At 38.3% G+C, this 20,900-nt stretch carries 16 protein-coding genes and 1 pseudogene; 13 read left to right on the forward strand and 4 right to left on the reverse strand.

Annotation, left to right across the window (positions count from 1 at the left end; translation table 11 throughout):
* Positions 1-359 precede the first annotated feature (359 nt).
* Together CDG55_RS05565 and CDG55_RS05570 are read left to right on the forward strand one after the other, a co-directional pair.
* Positions 360-2,591: an NADP-dependent isocitrate dehydrogenase gene (locus CDG55_RS05565; protein ID WP_087537006.1), complete on the forward strand. Its 2,232-nt coding sequence runs from the start codon at positions 360-362 to the stop codon at positions 2,589-2,591.
* A 192-nt stretch (positions 2,592-2,783) separates the two neighbouring features.
* Positions 2,784-3,434, forward strand: a complete 651-nt coding sequence (locus CDG55_RS05570) for a hypothetical protein (RefSeq protein ID WP_087537007.1) — start codon at positions 2,784-2,786, stop codon at positions 3,432-3,434.
* A 77-nt stretch (positions 3,435-3,511) separates the two neighbouring features.
* Here CDG55_RS05570 and CDG55_RS05575 read toward each other — a convergent pair whose 3' ends face one another.
* Entirely contained in the window at positions 3,512-4,315 is an 804-nt protein-coding gene (locus tag CDG55_RS05575) for a pseudouridine synthase (protein WP_087537008.1), read from the reverse strand.
* Between the two features lie 192 nt (positions 4,316-4,507).
* Here CDG55_RS05575 and icd point away from each other — a divergent pair, with 192 nt between their 5' ends.
* The 3 genes from icd (at position 4,508) to CDG55_RS05590 (ending at position 9,716) form a co-directional block, all read left to right on the forward strand.
* Positions 4,508-5,764, forward strand: a complete 1,257-nt coding sequence (gene icd, locus CDG55_RS05580) for an NADP-dependent isocitrate dehydrogenase (protein WP_046739747.1) — start codon at positions 4,508-4,510, stop codon at positions 5,762-5,764.
* 220 nt (positions 5,765-5,984) lie between these two features.
* Positions 5,985-6,803, forward strand: a complete 819-nt coding sequence (locus tag CDG55_RS05585) for a PhzF family phenazine biosynthesis protein (protein ID WP_087537009.1) — start codon at positions 5,985-5,987, stop codon at positions 6,801-6,803.
* A 144-nt stretch (positions 6,804-6,947) separates the two neighbouring features.
* Entirely contained in the window at positions 6,948-9,716 is a 2,769-nt protein-coding gene (locus CDG55_RS05590) for a M16 family metallopeptidase (RefSeq protein WP_087537010.1), read from the forward strand.
* A 48-nt stretch (positions 9,717-9,764) separates the two neighbouring features.
* Here the strand turns inward: CDG55_RS05590 and CDG55_RS05595 are convergent, their stop codons facing one another.
* Positions 9,765-10,151, reverse strand: a complete 387-nt coding sequence (locus tag CDG55_RS05595; RefSeq protein ID WP_087537011.1) for a DUF3144 domain-containing protein — start codon at positions 10,149-10,151, stop codon at positions 9,765-9,767.
* Between the two features lie 104 nt (positions 10,152-10,255).
* Here CDG55_RS05595 and CDG55_RS05600 point away from each other — a divergent pair, with 104 nt between their 5' ends.
* On the forward strand, positions 10,256-10,888 hold the full coding sequence (locus CDG55_RS05600; RefSeq protein ID WP_087537012.1) for a hypothetical protein: 633 nt from the start codon (positions 10,256-10,258) through the stop codon (positions 10,886-10,888).
* Between the two features lie 104 nt (positions 10,889-10,992).
* Here the strand turns inward: CDG55_RS05600 and CDG55_RS05605 are convergent, their stop codons facing one another.
* Positions 10,993-12,441, reverse strand: a complete 1,449-nt coding sequence (locus tag CDG55_RS05605; RefSeq protein ID WP_087537013.1) for a CYTH and CHAD domain-containing protein — start codon at positions 12,439-12,441, stop codon at positions 10,993-10,995.
* 137 nt (positions 12,442-12,578) lie between these two features.
* Here CDG55_RS05605 and CDG55_RS05610 point away from each other — a divergent pair.
* The 6 genes and pseudogenes from CDG55_RS05610 to hemL all read left to right on the forward strand — a co-directional run bounded on the left by CDG55_RS05610 (position 12,579) and on the right by hemL (position 19,732).
* Positions 12,579-13,647 (forward strand): annotated as a pseudogene (locus CDG55_RS05610) (IS3 family transposase).
* 125 nt (positions 13,648-13,772) lie between these two features.
* Entirely contained in the window at positions 13,773-14,702 is a 930-nt protein-coding gene (locus CDG55_RS05615; protein ID WP_111313897.1) for an IS5-like element ISAba10 family transposase, read from the forward strand.
* 134 nt (positions 14,703-14,836) lie between these two features.
* Positions 14,837-16,516 (forward strand): hypothetical protein, encoded by a 1,680-nt coding sequence (locus CDG55_RS05620; RefSeq protein ID WP_087536216.1) that lies wholly within the window; start codon positions 14,837-14,839, stop codon positions 16,514-16,516.
* A 197-nt stretch (positions 16,517-16,713) separates the two neighbouring features.
* Positions 16,714-17,721: a S1 family serine peptidase gene (locus CDG55_RS05625; protein ID WP_228252567.1), complete on the forward strand. Its 1,008-nt coding sequence runs from the start codon at positions 16,714-16,716 to the stop codon at positions 17,719-17,721.
* 46 nt (positions 17,722-17,767) lie between these two features.
* Positions 17,768-18,379 (forward strand): thiamine phosphate synthase, encoded by a 612-nt coding sequence (gene thiE / locus CDG55_RS05630; RefSeq protein WP_087536217.1) that lies wholly within the window; start codon positions 17,768-17,770, stop codon positions 18,377-18,379.
* A 51-nt stretch (positions 18,380-18,430) separates the two neighbouring features.
* Complete coding sequence (gene hemL / locus CDG55_RS05635; protein ID WP_087536218.1) at positions 18,431-19,732, forward strand: glutamate-1-semialdehyde 2,1-aminomutase; 1,302 nt, start codon at positions 18,431-18,433, stop codon at positions 19,730-19,732.
* A 46-nt stretch (positions 19,733-19,778) separates the two neighbouring features.
* On the opposite strand, the gene CDG55_RS05640 is transcribed toward hemL, so the two are convergent.
* Positions 19,779-19,955, reverse strand: coding sequence for a DUF5713 family protein (locus CDG55_RS05640; RefSeq protein ID WP_265736129.1), 177 nt, complete (start codon positions 19,953-19,955; stop codon positions 19,779-19,781).
* Positions 19,956-20,226: 271 nt separating this feature from the next.
* On the opposite strand from CDG55_RS05640, the gene CDG55_RS05645 reads away from it, so the two are divergent.
* The gene (locus tag CDG55_RS05645; RefSeq protein WP_171287511.1) at positions 20,227-20,871 is read left to right on the forward strand and encodes an RluA family pseudouridine synthase; all 645 of its coding nucleotides are present in this window, start codon (positions 20,227-20,229) and stop codon (positions 20,869-20,871) included.
* Positions 20,872-20,900: the final 29 nt, after the last annotated feature.

Raw genomic sequence — 20,900 nt, forward strand, 5'->3', positions numbered from 1 at the left:
TTTCTATTAAATTATTGAAATAAATAATAATTTGTAAATTCATTTCAAATTCTAAAATAACGAAGAGTATATGTTTTGTAGTATTTCTTAAAGAAATGTCGTTATCACAGGATATGACATTGACTGGCTTAGTGTGAATCCTGATAATCTCATGTTTTATTTAAGCTAACCGGTTCGCAGGGCTAAATGCCTAAGCTCACAACTACTATTTCGTAGCGAAATGTCGTTATCACAGGATATTGCGTTGACTGAGATGCGATCAAGACTGATACTCTCAGGCCTAAATCAAGCAAACCGGTTCGCAGAGGCTGGGCCAAAAGCTCGCTTCTAAAAACTCAATTTAACACAAGGGGCTATATATGGCTGGTGGAAAGTCAAAAATCATTTATACACTGACTGATGAGGCGCCGTTATTGGCGACCTACTCGCTACTGCCGATCATTGAGACCTTTACTAAGCCAGCTGGCATAGAAATTGTCAAGAGTGACATTTCTGTTGCAGCGCGTGTGCTTGCAGAATTTTCGGACTACTTAAGTGATGAGCAGAAGGTGGCTAACAACCTTGCAGAGCTTGGTCGCCTTACTCAAGATCCAGATACGAATATCATCAAACTGCCGAATATCAGTGCGTCTGTTGCTCAATTGACAGCATGTATCAAAGAGTTACAGTCCAAAGGATATGCAATTCCTGATTATCCAGAAAACCCTACTACGGATGAAGAGAAAGAAATCAAGACTCGTTACGGTAAATGTCTTGGTTCTGCTGTAAACCCTGTATTGCGTGAAGGTAACTCAGATCGTCGTGCGCCTGCTGCTGTTAAAAACTATGCGAAGAAGCATCCACATTCGATGACTGAATGGAAACAGTGGTCTCAAACCCACGTATCACACATGGAAGAAGGTGACTTCTATCATGGTGAAAAATCAATGACGCTTGATCGTGCACGTAACGTGAAGATGGAATTGATTACTAAGCGTGGTGAAACGATTGTTCTGAAACCGAAAGTAGCACTTCAAGATGGCGAAGTAATTGATTCAATGTTCATGAGCAAAAAAGCATTGTGTGACTTCTATGAGAAGCAACTCGATGATTGCCGTGAAGCAGGTATTTTATTCTCGTTACACGTAAAAGCCACAATGATGAAAGTTTCACACCCGATCGTTTTTGGTCACTGTGTGAAAATTTACTACAAAGAAGCATTTGAGAAACACGGTAAGTTATTTGATCAGTTAGGTATTAACGTCAATAACGGTATGGCTGGTCTTTATGAAAAGATCGCTACTTTACCAACCTCACTTCGTGAAGAAATCATTGAAGATTTACATGCTTGCCAAGAACATCGCCCTGCATTAGCAATGGTTGACTCAGCAAAAGGCATCGACAACTTCCATTCACCAAACGATGTAATTGTAGATGCTTCAATGCCTGCAATGATTCGTGGTGGCGGTAAAATGTGGGGTGCAGATGGTAAACCTTACGATTGTAAAGCGGTAATGCCAGAATCGACCTTCGCACGTATCTACCAAGAAATGATCAATTTCTGTAAGTGGAATGGTAATTTTGATCCGAAAACGATGGGTACTGTACCTAACGTTGGTTTGATGGCTCAAAAAGCAGAAGAATACGGTTCACACGATAAAACATTTGAAATTCCTGAAGCTGGTATTGCGAACATTACAGATTTAGACACGGGTGAAGTACTGATGTCTCAAAATGTAGAAGAAGGCGATATCTGGCGTATGTGTCAGGTGAAAGATGCACCGATTCGCGATTGGGTAAAACTTGCAGTAAGTCGTGCGCGTAACTCTGGTATGCCTGCAATTTTCTGGCTTGACCCATATCGTCCACACGAAAATGAGTTGATCAAGAAAGTTGAGAAGTACTTAAAAGAGCATGACACTGAAGGTTTAGACATTCAGATCATGTCACAAGTACGTGCAATGCGTTATACGCTTGAACGTGTAGCTCGTGGTTTAGATACTATTTCTGTAACTGGTAACATTTTACGTGACTATTTAACTGACTTGTTCCCAATCATGGAGTTGGGTACTTCAGCGAAAATGTTATCTATCGTTCCGTTAATGGCGGGCGGTGGCATGTATGAAACAGGTGCAGGTGGTTCAGCGCCGAAGCATGTTCAGCAGTTAGTTGAAGAAAACCACTTACGTTGGGATTCGCTTGGTGAGTTCCTTGCGCTTGCAGTATCTTTAGAAGAGCTTGGTCTTAAAGAAGATAATGCACGTGCGAAGTTACTTGCAGAAACTCTTGATCAAGCAACGGGTAAATTGCTCGATAACGATAAGTCTCCATCTCGTCGTACGGGTGAGCTAGATAACCGCGGTAGCCACTTCTATTTAGCAATGTATTGGGCTGAAGCGCTTGCTGCTCAAAACGAAGATGCTGAATTGAAAGCGAAGTTTGCTCCTCTTGCAAAAGCCTTGGTTGAAAATGAACAAAAAATTCTTGCTGAATTAAGTGAAGTACAGGGTAAAGCAGCTGATATTGGTGGTTACTACGCTGTGGATCCAGTAAAAGTAAATGCAGTAATGCGTCCAAGTTCAACGCTTAATGCTACGCTTGAAATGATTTAAGTTTTAATGCAGAACTAACAAACCTGTTGGTAATGTAAAAATACCGATGCGAAAGCATCGGTTTTTTTATTTATAATATTAAATGGTTGAATTAAAGTAGACCCAAATACCAAGGAAATTAATTTAATAGGATATGATGTTGTAAAGATGAAAAATTCAAACACTAATTAAAATTATAGAAGATTGTTTTTGATGAAAATAATGGTTAAAAGTAAGAGCTGGAACGAAATTTTAATAAGTTGTACTTTGCTTGTCATTACTTATGGTATTTTGGCAATGCAAATTGGTACTTATAATGAAAAATTTAATTACAAATGGACTGAGAAATTTATTCATGAAGATTCTTCATTTAAAATATATAGTTCTTATAAAGTAAAAAGGAAAAACTTTTTTAAGACTTATTACCTAAAAATATATAAAGGAGATCAACTTTTTTATACAGATGAATGTGCCTTATCTTTAGAGAACTATTGTAAATCTATACTTGAAAGTGGAGGCCTACCGATTCAAAACTTAAAATATAAGGAAGGTATAGGGAGATCTAATCAAGATGTTATTTATTATGTTCAGTCTTTTGAGATAATAAATAATGGGGAAAATAAAAAAATTGATTATTCTTTGGTAGACACTAATCCTAAAAAGGGAAATAATATTTTTTTTATAATCATTGCTCTTCTATTATGTTTGGCTGCACATATTTGGATTTTAAGGAAATGGTTTTTAACGAGGAAAAAGGATTTTAGTGAAGTGAATCAATTGGAATATTGGATAGTTAAAATTGGATTGCCATTAAGTATGGTTGTGGCTTTTATCTTATTTTTTAATGAGTTTCATTCTATTTGAGATTTAAACATAAGATTTGGAAAAATAAATATGTTATTAAGGAGCTATTTTATAGCTCCTTAATACTTTAAAAGATATCAACGACCATTACGGTTGCGCCCACGAGGTGCTTTAGTATTTGGACGAGTTGTACCATTGGTCTTACGACGTGGTTTCTCACTTTCATCCATTTGCCAAATACGCTTTGTACCTGACTTTTTCTTGTTCGGATCTTTTTTATCACCTTCTTTCTTCTTCTGGTGCATGGGTTTACCGCCCGTGCCGCCTGGTTTTTTCACATATGAGCGAGAACGATACGGTTGATCTTCAGGTAAATCTTTAAAATCAGGATAAAGCAAAGGCTCGATTTCAGTTTGCTCACCTGGTTGTAAACCTAAACGAACCAAATCAATTGCACCAATTTTAGTACGAATTAAGCGTAAAGTTGGAAAGCCAACCGCCGCTGTCATACGACGCACTTGGCGATTACGACCTTCACAAATTTGTAGCTCAATCCAACTTGTTGGGATGTTAGCGCGATAACGTACAGGTGGATCTCGATCCCATAACCATTCTGGTGCATGTACTTTAATTGCGTTAGCAGGTAACGTCATGCCATCAGCGAGTTCAACGCCTTTACGCAATTGTTCTAAAGCCTCCTCAGTTACATCACCATCGACTTGAGCAAGGTAGGTTTTAAATTTTTTATTTGCAGGATTCGTAATGTATTGATTCAGACCACCATGATCGGTAAGGAACATAAGTCCTTCTGAATCAAGATCAAGTCTGCCTGCCAGACGTAAATCTGGATCATGAATAAAGTGAGAAAGTGTAAGGTGAGCTTCATCCTCACGGAACTGTGACAAAACGTCGAAAGGTTTGTTGAATACAACTATTTTCATATGAGTATACTGCTTTGGCTATGGGCGGCATCATAACAATAAAGGTTTCTATTTAATGGGAAAATGTTGTTATTTCCCGTATAAATCTCAAAAAAACCTGTTTTGGACTAAACTGTTTCATGCAATAAAAACGAAAGTATGCCATAGAAGGCATAGTGATAATCGCTAAATACATGAGGGAGAACCTGCAAAATGGGTTATCAGAAGATCGTGGTTCCTGCTGATGGTGACAAAATCACAGTAAACGCAGACCTGTCACTGAATGTTCCAAATCATCCAATCATCCCTTTTATTGAAGGTGATGGTATTGGTGTGGATATTACACCAGCTATGAAAGCAGTAGTAGATGCTGCGGTGTTAAAAGCTTACGGTGGCAAACGTTCGATCGAATGGATGGAAGTCTATTGCGGTGAAAAAGCAGATAAAATTTATGGCACTTATATGCCTGAAGAAACCTTCGAAGCTCTACGAGAATTTATTGTTTCAATCAAAGGGCCTTTAACCACACCTGTGGGTGGTGGTATTCGTTCACTGAACGTTGCGTTGCGTCAAGAACTTGATTTATATGTTTGTGTGCGACCAGTACGTTGGTTTGAGGGTGTTCCTTCACCTGTTCAACATCCTGAACTCACGGATATGGTGATTTTCCGCGAAAACTCAGAAGATATTTATGCAGGGATTGAGTGGAAAGCAGATTCAGAGGAAGCTAAAAAAGTTATTAAATTTCTAAAAGAAGAAATGGGTGTAACAAAAATCCGTTTTGACGAAGGCTGTGGAATTGGGATCAAACCTGTTTCTAAAGAAGGGACACAACGTTTAGTACGTAAAGCCATTCAGTTTGCGATAGATAATGATAAACCTTCCGTGACGTTGGTCCACAAAGGTAACATTATGAAATACACCGAAGGTGCATTCAAAGAGTGGGGCTATGAACTTGCAATAGAGCGCTTTGGTGGTGAACTACTTGATGGTGGGCCGTGGGTTAAAATCAAGAACCCTAAAAATGGTAAAGACATTATTATTAAAGATGTGATTGCTGATGCCTTTTTACAGCAAATTTTAATGCGTCCAGCGGACTATTCTGTTATTGCGACACTTAATTTAAATGGTGACTATATTTCTGATGCGTTGGCAGCAGAAGTAGGGGGAATTGGCATTGCACCGGGCGCTAATATTGGTGGTGCGATAGCAGTTTACGAGGCAACACACGGAACAGCACCAAAGTATGCGGGGCAGGATAAGGTTAATCCTGGTTCAATTATTCTTTCTGCTGAAATGATGTTACGTGATATGGGGTGGGGCGAAGCTGCTGATTTGATTATCAAAGGTGTTTCTGGTGCAATTGAAGCGAAAACAGTAACGTATGACTTTGAACGATTAATGCCGAATGCAACCCTATTGCGCTGTTCTGAATTTGGTCAAGCCATTATTCATCATATGGAAGATTAAACAAAGCTGAGCTAAAGAGAAGGGTGTTTAACTAACGCCCTTTTTTGTCGGCATTTTTTAGTTCTATTGTATTGTTTGTTAATATCGTCTTTTCATTGTGCATTTCACATGATTTTTAAACGTATAAATATGCACTGTATCGTAAATTTAGATAAATCTGTATCTATGTTTTATTGGCTAAAAGTTCAAAATAGTTGAAAAATATTTAGAGTCTGTTGCTATGAAAATGTATCAAGTTGATGCTTTTACCCAAGTATTATTTAAAGGCAATCCAGCAGCAGTCATTGTCTTAGATGAATGGTTGGATGAGTATCTCATGCAAAATATCGCATTAGAGAATAATCTTTCTGAAACGGCTTTTGTTAAAAAGATTGATGAGACAAATTATGAAATTCGTTGGTTTTCGCCAACGGATGAGGTCGCTTTTTGTGGACATGCGACACTGGCAAGTGCATTCGTATTATTTAAAGATTTTACAAGATTAAAAACCATTCAATTTCATGTGCGTGAGTTGGGAATTTTTATCGTTAGTCAAGCAGCAGACGGCAAGATTAAAATGAATTTCCCTATTCGAAAAGCTGAACTTGTATCTGAATATCCTCAGGAACTTCGAGATGGTTTAACCAAGCCATTTAAAGCGGTTTATCTGAATGGTCAGGCGTATATTGTTGAATATGAAACAGTCGCTGATGTATTAAACGAGCAGCCTGATTTTGAAAAATTAAAACAATTAGGCGCATTACGTACCGCAATTACTGCATCTCAACCTGATGTTGCTATTACAGCGAGAGGCGAAGGTCAGTTTGATTGTGTATCTCGCTATTTCGCCCCTGCGATTGGGATTAATGAAGATCCTGTTACGGGTTCGATTCATACTGCAATTGCGCCCTTATGGTCTGAAAAACTTGATCAAACTCAGCTTATCGCATATCAGGCATCAGTTCGAGGTGGGATTTTAGAGTGTGTGATTGAGTCTGAGGATCGTATTGAAATTTCAGGTTATGCAAAACTGTATATGCAGGCTGAACTGACGATCTAAATTTTAACTAAACCGCTATAAAAACATAGAAAAAAGCTGTTTAAATACACAGCTTTTTTCAAAACATAACTATTAAAAATTTAAACCATTATCTAGTATAGCTTGTTGTTTTTATTTAAATCACCAAAAAAACTCGGATAATCTATGTTAATGCGGTTTAAGCAGCTTACTCTCTCACTTTGTTTGATCGGGTTGAGTGCAACGTCTTGGTCTCAGACAGTACTCGTAAAAAGTGAAAAAAATATTGAAGAATACAAATTAGATAATGGTTTCAGAGTTATCCTTGCACCAAATGATAAAGAAAATAAAGTCTATGTAAATACCGTGTATTTAACAGGCTCTCTTAACGATCCTAAAGGGAAAAGTGGTCTTGCTCATTTGCTTGAACATTTGGCATTTAAAGGCACACAAAATGTCAAAGGTGAGGAGTTTCAGCGTCGTTTGGATCAATTCACTTTAATGACCAATGCCAGTACCGATTATTATTCAACTAAATATTTAAATATTGTTCGTCCTGAAAAAAATGCACTGAATGAAATTCTATACCTTGAGTCTGAGCGTATGGATAAATTAGTGCTACAAGAAAAATTTGTTCCATCTGAAATCGAAATCGTAAAACGTGAACGTGAAATTCGTATGGATCAACCGTTTGCAGTATTGATGGATCAGATGTGGAAAGCGGCTTATGGCAATCAATATTTAGGTCGATTGCCGATTGGTGATTTGCCTGAATTAAAGTCTATAAAAATGAATGAACTAAATCAGTTTTATAGAACATGGTATGCACCAAATAATGCTGTGATGGTCATTTCTGGAAAATTTGATAAATCAGAAGTATTAAGTAAAATTGATCAATATTTTAGTCCGATTCCTGCACGTACTGTGCCTGCACCTGTTCAAGTTCCAGTCTTAGATTCTAGTAAGATTGAGCAGCGAAAATTCACGGTGCAAAAGGGTAGTGATCTTGCTAAATTCCACATTTATATGAATGGAAAAAATACGCAACTACAACCAGCATTAGCACTTGCACCAGCACTTTATACCATGCAGCCTAGTGGTACTTTGTATAAGAGCATGGTAGAAACAGGAGTGAGTACAGCTGTTCAATCAACGACATGGTTAGACCAAGATTTTAATATGGTCTTTATGGGTGCGGTGTATGCGCCGAATCATGATGCAAAGAAAGTTGATGATGCGTTGATTGATGGTGTTGAGAATAGTCAATCATTTACCGACGCAGAATTACAACGTATCAAAACTATTACTCAAAATACCGCTGATACGATTGCAAATGATGCCGTTGCTTTGGGTTCTCGCCTTAGTGATTATGCAGTGTCTTCACACGGACAATGGGATCAGTACTTCAAAGATTTACAAGCCATTCAAGATTTAAAATTAAATGATGCCAATCAAACATTAAAACAGTTTTTAGTATCATCGCATCGTATTTCGGGAGATATTCTACCTACGCCTGAAGATCAAAAGAAAGCGATGACACTCAAGACACAAGATAAACCTAAAACCTTAGATCAAAGTGCCGAAAAACCTGAACCTTTGAAAGATGTTGCTATTTATCAACAAGAAGTCACTCAATTTGTCGCACAGTCTGCGCAGCAATTGCAAAAAAATGAGCAAAAAATTCAACGTGGTGAATTAAAGAATGGTATTCGCTATGCTTTATTCCCAACCACGACACGTGATGACAAAACCTATGCCACGATTAGCTTAGATTTTGGTACAGAAAAATCACTGTTTGGTAAAGGAGTGACCTTAGATTTAACCAGTTATTTGATGTTACGTGGTTCTGAAAAGCATACACTGCAAGAAATTACAGATAAAGCGATTGCAGCAAGTGGTGGAGCATCTATCACTTCAAATGGTAATGGTTTAACAATTGGGATTCAGGCAAAAAAAGATAAGTTTGAAGATTTTTTAAACTTTATTGTCGATGTGATGAAGCAACCTAAATTTGCACAATCGGAATTTGATTTAGCAAAAAATCAGAGTTTATCTGCATTAGATCGACCTTATACTGAACCTGCTGTAGTCGCATCTATGACTTTGGCAAGATTACTCGAAACCTATCAACCAGGTGATTTGCGTTATCACTTTGAACCAGAGTTTGCGAAGCAGCAGTTAAATGCGGCTACGCAAGCACAGGTGAAGCAATTCTATGATCAATTCTTTGTGACAGATCATGGTCAAATTGCTGTGACAGGTGATTTCGATCCGAAAAAAATGCAAAGCATGCTACAGAAAGCATTTGGACAGTGGAAAACGAAACAGCCGTACCAAAAAATTACTTCTCCTTATGTTGCTTTCAAAGCTGAAAAAGTCCATGCACTCTCCGAGCAACGTGAGTTTGGCAGCTATCAAAGTATCCTGACGATTCCAGTAGGTGCTTATCATCAAGATGCTCCCGCACTCATTATCCTGAGTCATATTATGGGTAACTCGCAATTGTCTTCTCGCTTGGCGCAGGAATTACGTGAGAAAAATGCGCTTGTTTATGGATTTGGAAGTAATCTTGATCTAGATTCTGATACAGATAGTGGATCAATTAGTATTACTGCGAATTATACAGCTGGTCGTTCTGATCAGGTCTCTCAATCTGTTCATAAAGTATTAACTGATTTGCTAAGCAAAGGTGTGACTGAACAAGAGGTTGAAGCAGCTAAAGCCGATATTATGAAGAAGCGTGTGACTTCATTAGAAGATGAACGAAATATTCATAGTATGCTTACGGGTCAATTAGAGCGAAATAAGACCTTGATGGATCGTGCTGAACGAGATCAAGCACTTGCAAAGTTGAGTAAGGCAGATGTAGATGCTGTAATTAAAAAATACATCAAATTGGATCAGTTTGTGGAAGTGATGGCTGACCAATATGGTAAAGCCCAAGACTTAAAATAACAGACCAAAAGAAAGCCACCATTAGGTGGCTTTCTTTTTACGTTTAGATTATTCGTGATCGTGTTTATGCGTATGAAAATCTTCATTTTTACGGAAGCGTAAGTAATTTTCAAACTGCTCACAATATTCGTCAAAGTTGTCTTCAAGCATCATTTGAAACTGTTGCAATAAATAAGACATCACCTGTTCTTTGGCACCACGCATTTCATTGCCATCTTTAAAATTATTTGCTGCAACCCACGTATTAAAGCGAGCTGTTGCAAATAACATGGCAGCGCTGACTTGTCCACGTAACTCTTCTGGTTTGGGTTGCTGTCCTTTTGGTGGGCGACAAAACTCATTGGCTTGTTTGATAAATTCATCTGCTCGCTCAAAAAATATCGCATTTAAAGCTTCTTCTTCTGTCACATCAGTGGCATTAATTTTTTGAGACATGATTTTTCCCAACAACAAATAAGACACGATATTATAGACAAAGCCTTGCGGAAACTAAACCTTTGGCTTAATCTAAAATAGCCTAAGTAATTAGAATAATCACTATGCAAGATGCGATTGCAATTCAAAGCCTTAAAACGGATATCGCTTTACTACGTCAACATATTCATCCACCCCAATATTTAGAGCATGTAGAGGGCTTGCCGATTTATTATGGCCTGAAACATGAAGTGGATGAATATTATCAACAATGGCAGCCTTTGATCGAAAGGGCACAACAGCTTTGCCAGCCCTTTATGCAGGATGAAGTGGTGGATGCAATTCATTTACCGAGCCATCTAAATTTGCCACTGTTTTTCTTTCATGTAGATCGTATTCGAATTAATAAAACACGGGCTAAAGAATCTAAGACTTTTCGTGGCGTAGCGGCTTTGCTCGAAAAATGTGGAAAATTTGAGACCGATCAGATTTTTGCGATGCAGGAGTGGCTGGGGAGTGATGATACTGCGGCTTTGGTGGCACATCGTGAGTTTATTGATTTACGAACTTATGTCTTTCAACATGGACAAAGTGAATATACGCGTACCCGTTTTTATATGAATGGCGTGATTTTAAGTGTTGAGCCGCATTTTAAATTGGTAGATGCGCGAGATAAGCCGCGTAAGCCGCGTAATGATAGCTATAGTGATCCGATTGCTGATAATGGGACATGGAAGATTTTTGGGAAATATCGATAGAATTTGATAATTTCTCATCAAGTCAAGCTTTTCATCCCCCTCTTTTTCAAAGAGGGGTGAGTTGAAATTTATACTGATCAGTATGTGGGTTTGTGTAGAGATTGCTATTTCCAGAAAATATCTTGAGCCGATAAATCCTGTAACTTTTTATCTGCTTTCTTTGCGACATGAGGTTGTTGTGCTTTTACCCAACCGAGTGCAAATAAAAATTGTGGTTGTTCTGCTGCCTGTTGTTTAAAGACCTGTTCTGCCACAAAGAGATCATTATAAAAACCTAAATATTCCTGAATTGGCTCAAGTTTATTTAGAAATTGCTGAACCTCTTTTTCAGGATAAAGCCTAGAAATAAAATCGATGCAATAACGCAATTGCTTAATACGCTTACGAGTACGATGTTGTTTTTCAACTGTAAGTGTAGAAAACTGAGTCGCGTCAATTAAAATTTTATGAAAAAGCTTGCTCAAACTTTTAGCCACTTGTTTAGATAATTTTGATTTCGATTTATCACCACAATATATAAAACTAAATAATGATAAGAATAGCTGTGTTGTTTTAGCTCCGCTGAAAAGCTTGGCGATATTGGAATCTATTTCAGCACCAAGAGGAAATTCAAAATCACAGCTTTGTTTTATAAGCGGAATCACAGAGTCCTGAATTGCATCGTGATCACGTGATTGCCCCAAAGCCCTAAAAAGTTCTGCTAATTCATTTTCCCAAGTTGGATCAATCTGTGCTGACCAATTTGAAAAATGTTTTAAAGCAGAACGTAAGCGACGCAAGCCGACACGTGCTTGATGAATATGATCGGCTTCAGCGACACCATCGGCAATTGCGGCAGCATTCGGCAATATTTGGTTTAAGGTATTTTCGACGATCAGTTTAAGCGACTGTTCCGCGCTAAGTTCAGATGCTAAATTTAGCATTTTGGCTTTGGTTGCAGGAGAAACACGTTTGCCAACTGCGAGTAAATTACCTCGTTCCGCTTTGCTACGCACATCAAGCCATAATTGATATTTATCTACCCATGTCTTGGTAAAATCAATTAAGTCCTGTGCTGTACCTTGTTTGAGTTCAAATTCGACTTCACAAATTTTGGCTTGATCGGTTGGAGTACGAATTTCACCATCATCTAAGCAAACTTCAATCTGTGAATCTTGAAACTCAAACACATGGAAACTTCGTTGTACATTTGTTTGAAACTGTAATTCTAGCTTAGCAGGAGCATCACCTAAAATCTCACGTAGCACCGTTTGAACGGTTCGATTGTGCTGATAAAGTGATAAATCAAGTTCTGGTTCTTGTTCAGATTTACCCAGATAAATATCTTCTTCAATGCGCTGTAGATGATTTTTACTGGCGGCTTTAAAGGTTTGTACCCAATGCTCACCTTCTTGGCGTAAACGGATAGCGACATGGTTTTTGGCAAGTAAGCGGTCAGCGGTATCATAATATTTGGCTTGGAGCTGAATTTTTTGCGCTTTTTGCTTATTCAATATTTGTAAAACACTTTTTTTCTTAGATTCAGGAAGTTGAAATTTAAGCTCTATTTCCATGATGTTATGACTCCTGAGCGCAAAGAATGATAAATATAAAATGAGTATAACGGGTTGACCTCAAGAATGATTGATGTGTGCTTAAAAAACATGAGGGTTTAACTTGGTAAACTATACATACTCATTAGGAGTTTACCATGAGCAAGAAACAGAAGACTTACACCGCAGAATTTAAAGCTGAAGCCATAAAAGCCATTGAAGAGAACCAAGGTAATGTATCGGAATCCGCTAGACAACTTGGCATTTCAATGCAAACCCTTTCGAACTGGAATAACAAAGCAAAGGCTGGAACTTTAGCAGGTACAAAACAGCTGAAATGGAACATGAGTTTTTAAAAAAGGCAGCAGCGTACTTTGCCAAAGAAAGTCAGTGAGGTACGCCTATATGAAATCGCAAAGCCACTTATTTCCGATTATTTTAATGGCTCGATTACTTCGTGTATCCGTTTTTCGCTTTTATGATTGGCTAAAGCGAGGCATGAGTAAAAGATCAATTCAGCGAAATCAGCAGACAATTTTGGTCAAAATAGCCCATGAAGAAACCAAACAAAGCTATGGCTATGTTCGATTAACCAAGCATTTACAAGCGCAAGGGATCAAAATAAGTACGTATGCTGTGCGCCAAATAAAAAAATCAAATCAGTTGTATTGTAAGCGCCATAAGCGTTTCAAAAGAACCACGAACAGTGATCACAACCGTTCTATTTATGACAATTTACTCAAGCAACAGTTTTCAATGACGAAGCCTAATCTTGCGTGGTCGAGTGACATTACCTACATTTGGACGGCTGAGGGCTGGTTGTACTTGGCAGCTGTCAAAAATCTTTACACGAAACAGGTTGTTGGCTATAGCTTAAATGAGCGCATGACAGCCAAGCTTGTTTGTGATGCATTGAATATGGCTATTCGCAATCAGAAACCTACTAAAGATCTCATTGTACATTCAGACAGAGGCAGCCAATATTGCAGTAATGAATATCGAAACTTACTTGAGAAATTTGATTTTCAGGGTTCAATGAGCAAAAAAGGCGACTGCTTTGATAATGCACCGATAGAGAGTTTCTAGGGCATACTCAAAAATGAACTAGTCCATCATCGCAACTACAAAACAAGGAAAGAAGCCAAAGCGGATATTACAAAATATATAGAGTTATTTTATAACCAGCGAAGAATTCAAAAAGGCTTGGATTTTAAGACACCAAATTAAATGGCAGAAGACTTTTATCGGTTAGCTGCCTAGAATCTCCGAAGTGGAAGTCTCCTGCTAATTCAGCACACATTACTTTAGATGGGCTTTGTTGCATAAATAAATTTTATCCCCATACATGTTAGATGAATACAGAATCAAAAAGCCGATACAAAACAACGAACTGGTCTGAGTACAATCAGGCTTTACGTCAACGGGGTGCTTTCACCATTTGGTTTGATCCCCAAATGCAATGGTCTGCAACACCTACTGGAAAAAAAGGACGTCAACCTACCTACACTGATATAGCAATTCAATTTGCCCTGACGATACGAAACCTGTTCCAACTGGCTTTACGCCAAACACAAGGTTTCATTCAAAGCCTTTTTCAAATGGCTCACCTCGACTGGAATGTTCCAGACTTCTCAACATTGAGTCGGCGAGCAGATAAGCTCCAGCCACTTCTACATAAATCAGCAAAAAATCCACAGGAAGACTTGCATATTTTAGTTGATAGCACAGGGATCAAAGTTACAGGTGATGGGGAATGGGTGCGTAAAAAACATGGCGTAAACCAACATCGTCAATGGCTGAAATTACATCTTGCGACAGATGCAAACAGTGGAGAAATACAAGCGGTTGAAGTCACGACCTGCCAATATGGTGATGCTGAAATGCTCCAACCTCTTTTAGATCAAATTGATGAACCCATTGCATCTGTCAGGGCTGATGGTGCTTATGACACAGTGAATTGTTATGATGCGATTTTGAAACGGCAAGCAAATGTAATTATCCCTCCTCGTTCCAATGCTGCTTTATGGGCAGAAAATGAAATTGGTAAAGCAAGGAATCATGCAGTACAAGGCTGTTGGGACAAGGGTCAAAAGCAGTGGAAACGAGATATTGGTTATCATCGACGATCCCGAATAGAGACTAAAATGTTTGCCTTGAAACGACTTGGACAAGGTGTATCTAGTCGATGCTTTAATCGTCAGGTGGTTGACTTGCAAATAAGAGTCGATATTTTGAATAAATTTACTCAACTTGGTACAGCTAAAACGGTGGCTGTTGCATAAATATCTGAAGATTAGAACAACTCTACCTTTCGTCTATTTGTCCAACAAAGCCGATTTATACCTCATTTGGGGAATAGACAGCTCTTAAATTTTCTTTAATGCTAAAGAATGGCAATATAAGCAAGGAGATTGCTATGAAATATTCATTATTAAGTGTTTTAGTTGGAAGTTTATTATTGAGTGGTTGCGGTGGCGGGGAAGAAGAGAGCAAGTCATCAGTAATACAAGAACCGACAAAACCAATTGCTGGGTTAACAGCAAAAAGCTTTATTAGTACAGATAAGCAATCTGCATCTGTACAATTAGAAAGTAAAAATGGTTCAAAATTAGATTATTTGATAGATCAGACAGCGAATGGGAAGATGATTACCCAAGCGGTTACAACAGAAAAAAATGGAACGACAACCCGAACTTTATTTGATCCTTCTGGAAATATTGATCGGATTGTTGATGAAAAGACAGGCAACTTTATTCAATTTTATTGGCAATCAAATCGTTTAATTGTTACGAATCATGATAATAAAGGTGTATATCAAAGCGGCAGTGTGGTGAGTTATGATCAAAATGGTAAATTAGGGATAGCTCCTATTGTTGGAACGCCAAGTTTTACAGGACAAATTGTTGGACAAGTCCAAAGTTCGGACCCAGGTGCGTATACTTTAGTACCTAAAAATCAAATTGATGACTTAAAATTAATTACAGGTGATTTTCAGGCATTACCTGATGAGATGCAGGAAATTATCAAGGCTGATGCTTTAGTTCCTTCTGCAAAAGCGAAAGCAGTAAATAGTTTAGATACTGACAATGCATTTTCGTGGATTAATGAATCGTGGAAAAATAGTTTTGCTGAACAGACTCAACAAAATCGTAGAGGTCTATTGACAGGATTAGTTTTAGGTTCTGCCTGTGCTGGTTTTGTGCCTGGTTGTCAGGCTGTTGGTGTGGCTATTGCAGGAACAAGTGCTGCAATGTTAATAGGTGGTTTTACTGCACAGCAAGGTGGTCTAAGAGTCATTAATGATGTAAATACAGATGTTGGTTTGCCGCCTGTTGCTGAAGGCTTAAATTCCAAACTGAATCGTTTCCGTGATTCATTAATTAATGCTTGGCAACAGGGTACTAATCTGGTTGAGGCAACTAAGGGGGCAATACAAATAATTATTGATAAAGGCTTAGATAAATTGCCTACCTATACAGATGTATTGAGTACATCTTCCACTAGCGATGTTGCATTACAAAATGAGATAGATAAAGCAACATTGCCTACTGCACAATCTGTTCCTATCGTGAATACGCCAGTATCAGGGATTTTAGCAAATAATAGTGGTCAGACTTATTCTTTGGATGGAACAGTTGGGGTTACGGGGCAAATAAATGTAACAGGACAGCAAAATAATGGCAGCCAGCTTGTAACTTTACAGGGAAATTTAACGAATAATACAGTCACAGGTACATACAAGAATAATGGCGGAGATACAGGGACTATAAGTGGTCAGAATGACACATTAGGTCAATGTGCGACCCAACAACAATCTGGTGGTCAGGGGTCTTTCTCTTATGCTTATAATATGGGGGCTGGCAAGGGTGATGTTTCAGTTTCGTATTCTATGTATAGTATTCCAGACCGCATGGATGTCTTTACACTAAATAGTGATAAAAAAGTTCAAGTATTTACTACCGATGGCTTAGTATCGGGTAATGGTTCAGGAACTTTTCAGGTTGCACCATATACGACTGTTTTTATTAGTATGACAGCACCAAGAAGTGGAACAGTTTGGGATTTTGAACTAACGTGTCCAACTAGTAATAGTTAATTTGATATCTTAAAGATAGGGAGTTTTTTAGAAACTCTCTATCTTTAAAGTGGAGCATGATTTTAGAAATAAAGTTTATCATTTTGATCAATGTGCATCATTTATTACTGTACAAAGTATAAAGTAATTTTGCAGATCTTGCGCCATTAATCCCATTTTTATTAATGACAGTAATCTAATGAAAGAGGCTGAATACTTTGTATAAATATCATATGGCTTTGATGGGTATCTTATGGAGTATTGCTCAAATAAGCTTTGCACAGATAAGCCCCCAACCTCGTATTATTAACGGAAATATAGCATCTGAAGCACAAATTCCTTGGCAAGTTGCACTCATAACTAGTCCTTTAGACCCTTATCAATCCTACATTTGCTCAGGAAGCTTAGTTGCAGATCGTTGGGTGGTGACAGCAGCACATTGTATTGAACCACTCGAAAAACAAAACAGTGATTATTATATTTTGATTGGCGCACAAAATTTACAAAGTATTCAATTAGGACAAATTATTAAAGTTAAAAAGGGGCATATACATGAGAAATATAATAACCGTATTTATGATAACGATCTTGCACTATTAGAATTGGAAAGTGCTGTCGATTTTATAAAATGTGGTAAAAATTGCCAAACAATCGATATTATTAATCCAACTTTAGAAAAACAAAATGCATTGATTGCGAGTATGACGCAAATTGCAGGGTGGGGCGTATTAGAGGATTGTGACAATAGTCAATCTCTAGTTTGTCAACATTACGCAGGGCAAATGATGAGAAATCCTGCGCTGTATCCAACCACTTTAAGATATACCACGCTAAAATTAGCCAATTGTCTATCTTCATCATCATTATATAGCGCGCAACAAATCACTCAGAATATGCTTTGTGCAGAATCACCGATGCAAGACACTCTTACAGATGCTTGTTATGGTGATAGCGGTGCAGGTTTAACGATAAACAATTTAGAAAAGCCATATCTGCTTGGGATTGCAAGTTGGGGTGTCGGTTGTGCCAAGGTGGGTTATCCTAGTGTTTATACGCGAGTTACAAATTACTCTGATTGGATAAACAACTATCTGCATCCAAGTACTATTCCAGAACAAAAAACTAGCCAAACAAATCACTCAGGTGGTGGAAGTGTCGGTATTTTCATGATTTTATTATTCGTAATATTAGCAATTACACGTGGGCGCTTTATTAAAAGTGCGTAATATTTTTGCTTTATACTTTAATACATGAAATTGATGAGTTTGAACTATGCGCGGTCTTTATCTGATTACCAATGATGATCCAATCCAATTATTACTAGAAAAGCTACAAGTTGCATTGGCAACAGGACATATTGCCATTTTACAATATCGCCGTAAAAAAGTGGCAAGAGTAGCTCAACCATCCGAAGTGCAACAAATCAAAGCACTTTGTGAAAAATACCAAGTTCCATTTGTAATTAATGATGATTTAGCTTTGGCAGAACAATTTGGTTTAGGCGTACATCTTGGACAATCTGATGGTGAAATTATCGATGCGACTGCACGTCTACCAGAGGGTGTGATTATTGGGCGCACTTGCTTAAACTCCTTAGAACTGGCTGAAAAGGCAATTGCTGAAGGTGCAACTTATGTGGCCTTTGGCGCAGTCTATGCCACTTCAACTAAACCTGAAGCAGGTAATGTTGGAATTGCAGTCATCCAACAAGCAAAGCAGAAGTTTGAAGTACCAATATGTGCCATTGGTGGTTTGACCTTTGAAAATTCCCAAGTGGTCATCGAGGCAGGAGCAAGCCTTTGTGCGGTAATTAGTGATATATTAGGGCGATCAACAGCCGAAATTCCTGCTCGTGTAAATGCATGGGCAAAGTTATTTGCATAATTTTTTGCATCGTTTCGACATTTTATTCTTCGATTCTAGGTTGAGTCTTTTATGAGTTTATCTCCAAAGCAAGAACAGTTATTTAAACAAGCAAATAAACATATTCCAGGTGGTGTCAATTCACCTGTACGTGCATTTAACGGTGTGGGTGGTACGCCTGTCTTTATTGAAAAGGCAAAAGGTGCGTACTTGTGGGATGTTGATGGTAAGCGTTATGTGGATTATGTTGGTTCATGGGGACCAATGATTTTAGGTCATGCGCACCCCGATATTATCAAAGCGGTACAAACCGCAGCAGAAGATGGTCTAAGTTTTGGTGCACCAACAGTATATGAAACCACTTTGGCAGACACCATTTGCGAGATTATGCCTTCAATTGAATTGGTACGAATGACCAGTTCAGGAACTGAGGCGACCATGACTGCGATTCGTCTGGCGCGCGGTTATACCGGTCGTGACAAAATCGTAAAATTTGAAGGCTGTTATCACGGACATTCAGATTCGTTATTAGTGAAAGCAGGTTCGGGTTTACTCACTTTAGGTGAAGGTGAACCAACTTCAAAAGGCGTACCTGCTGATTTTGCAAAACATACCTTAACCTTGCCATATAACAATATTGAAGCTTTAAAAGAATGCTTTAGCAAATTTGGTCATGAAATTGCAGGGGTCATCATTGAGCCTGTGGCAGGCAATATGAACTTGGTGACGCCAATCGACGGCTTCTTACAAGCGATTCGTGATGTTTGCGATGAGTACAAATCGGTATTTATTATTGATGAAGTGATGACAGGTTTCCGTGTTGCTTTAGGTGGTGCACAATCGGTTTATAACGTAAAACCAGATTTAACCACTTTAGGAAAAATTATTGGTGCAGGCTTACCAGTCGGTGCTTTTGGCGGCAAACGTGAAATCATGGAATGCATCGCACCTTTAGGTGGTGTTTATCAAGCAGGTACATTGTCAGGGAATCCATTAGCAATGCGTGCTGGTATCGCGATGTTCAAGCATCTCCGTGAACCTGAATTTTATGACAAGCTCGCTGCACAGCTCGCAAAATTACTTGCAGGGTTACAAGCTGCGGCAGATGAAGCAGGTATTCCATTTAAAACTCAGCAAGTCGGTGGTATGTTCGGTTTGTATTTCACCGATCAAGAGGACATTACCAGCTTTGATTCGATGTTAGCTTGTGATGTTGAAGCATTTAAGAAGTTCTTCCACGGCATGTTAAAGCGTGGTGTCTATCTTGCACCATCTGCATTTGAAGCAGGATTTATTTCGTCTATGCATTCAGATCAAGATATTGCAGAGACCATTCAAGCAGCAAAAGAAACTTTTGCAGAGATGAAAGGCTAAAATATAAAAAGCAAGCACACTACTGAGTGTGCTTGCTTTACAAAAATTACCAATCTCGTGTTGTTATAAGCTCTTCTATATCTGCATCAGTAAACCCATAAGCGCCAGCAATCACATCAAAATTATGCGTAATTGCTTCTCGTGCTGCCGTTTCGATTTCACTTTCTTTTTTCCAAAACTCTTCTTGCAACTCATTAAATTGCTCAGTTGTTGCATGAGTCAAAACATAGAGTTCTGCCAAAGTTTTGGGCTGGGTTAAGTTACTTTATTTTTTGTAATTTCGATATTGATATCAAATCAAATTTAAAAAACTTTATTTAAAACTATTGAGTTCGTGGTGGCATACACCATTTAAAGAAAACGATCAGTATTATTTGGGACTTAAATGTGAGTCATGCTAAAAAATAACTGAGTTCGCTAAAATTTGATTGTAATTTCTCTTCAAGCTTTTTATGATTGCCCGCTTGTTTTCATCCAGTCGTTGGAAGGCTACCTTGAGTGATTTTCTAAGTGAACATTTGATTCATCGTGATGAAGATTTTATGGTGATCCATAAACCTGCTGGGCTTCTGACAGTGCCAGGGAAAACACCCGATTTACAAGACTGTCTGATCAATCGTTTATTAAAATTAGAACCGAAAACTTTACTCATTCATCGTTTAGATCGAGATACCTCAGGCATTTTGGTGTTTGGTTTATCCAAATTTGGACAGAGCAATATTTCACGTCAATTCCAAGACCGTCAAACCTCAAAAATTTATCAAGCTTTGGTTGCTGGTCATTTAGAGGGTCAGGGCACAGTTGATATTCCTGTGATTTATGATCCAAGTCGTCCGCCATTACATATCGCTGATGCAGCACATCACAAACCTGCATTAACCGAATGGCAAGCCATTGAGCATTTCGAAATTGAAGGACAAGCAGTAACCCGAGTTAAATTGATTCCGATTACAGGCCGTTCACACCAACTTCGTGTGCATATGCAATATCTAGGTCATCCAATACTAGGAGATACCTTATATGCAACTCCTGAACAGCAACAGCTTTATGCACGTTTGTGTCTTCATGCAACACAACTTAGCTTCACTCATCCTAAAACAGGTACTCAACTCAGTTTTGACTACCCAGTGCCGTTTTAATCGTATTTTTTTTATCAAACTAGATGTAA

The sequence above is a fragment of the Acinetobacter sp. WCHA45 genome, from assembly GCF_002165255.2.
Classification (GTDB): domain Bacteria; phylum Pseudomonadota; class Gammaproteobacteria; order Pseudomonadales; family Moraxellaceae; genus Acinetobacter.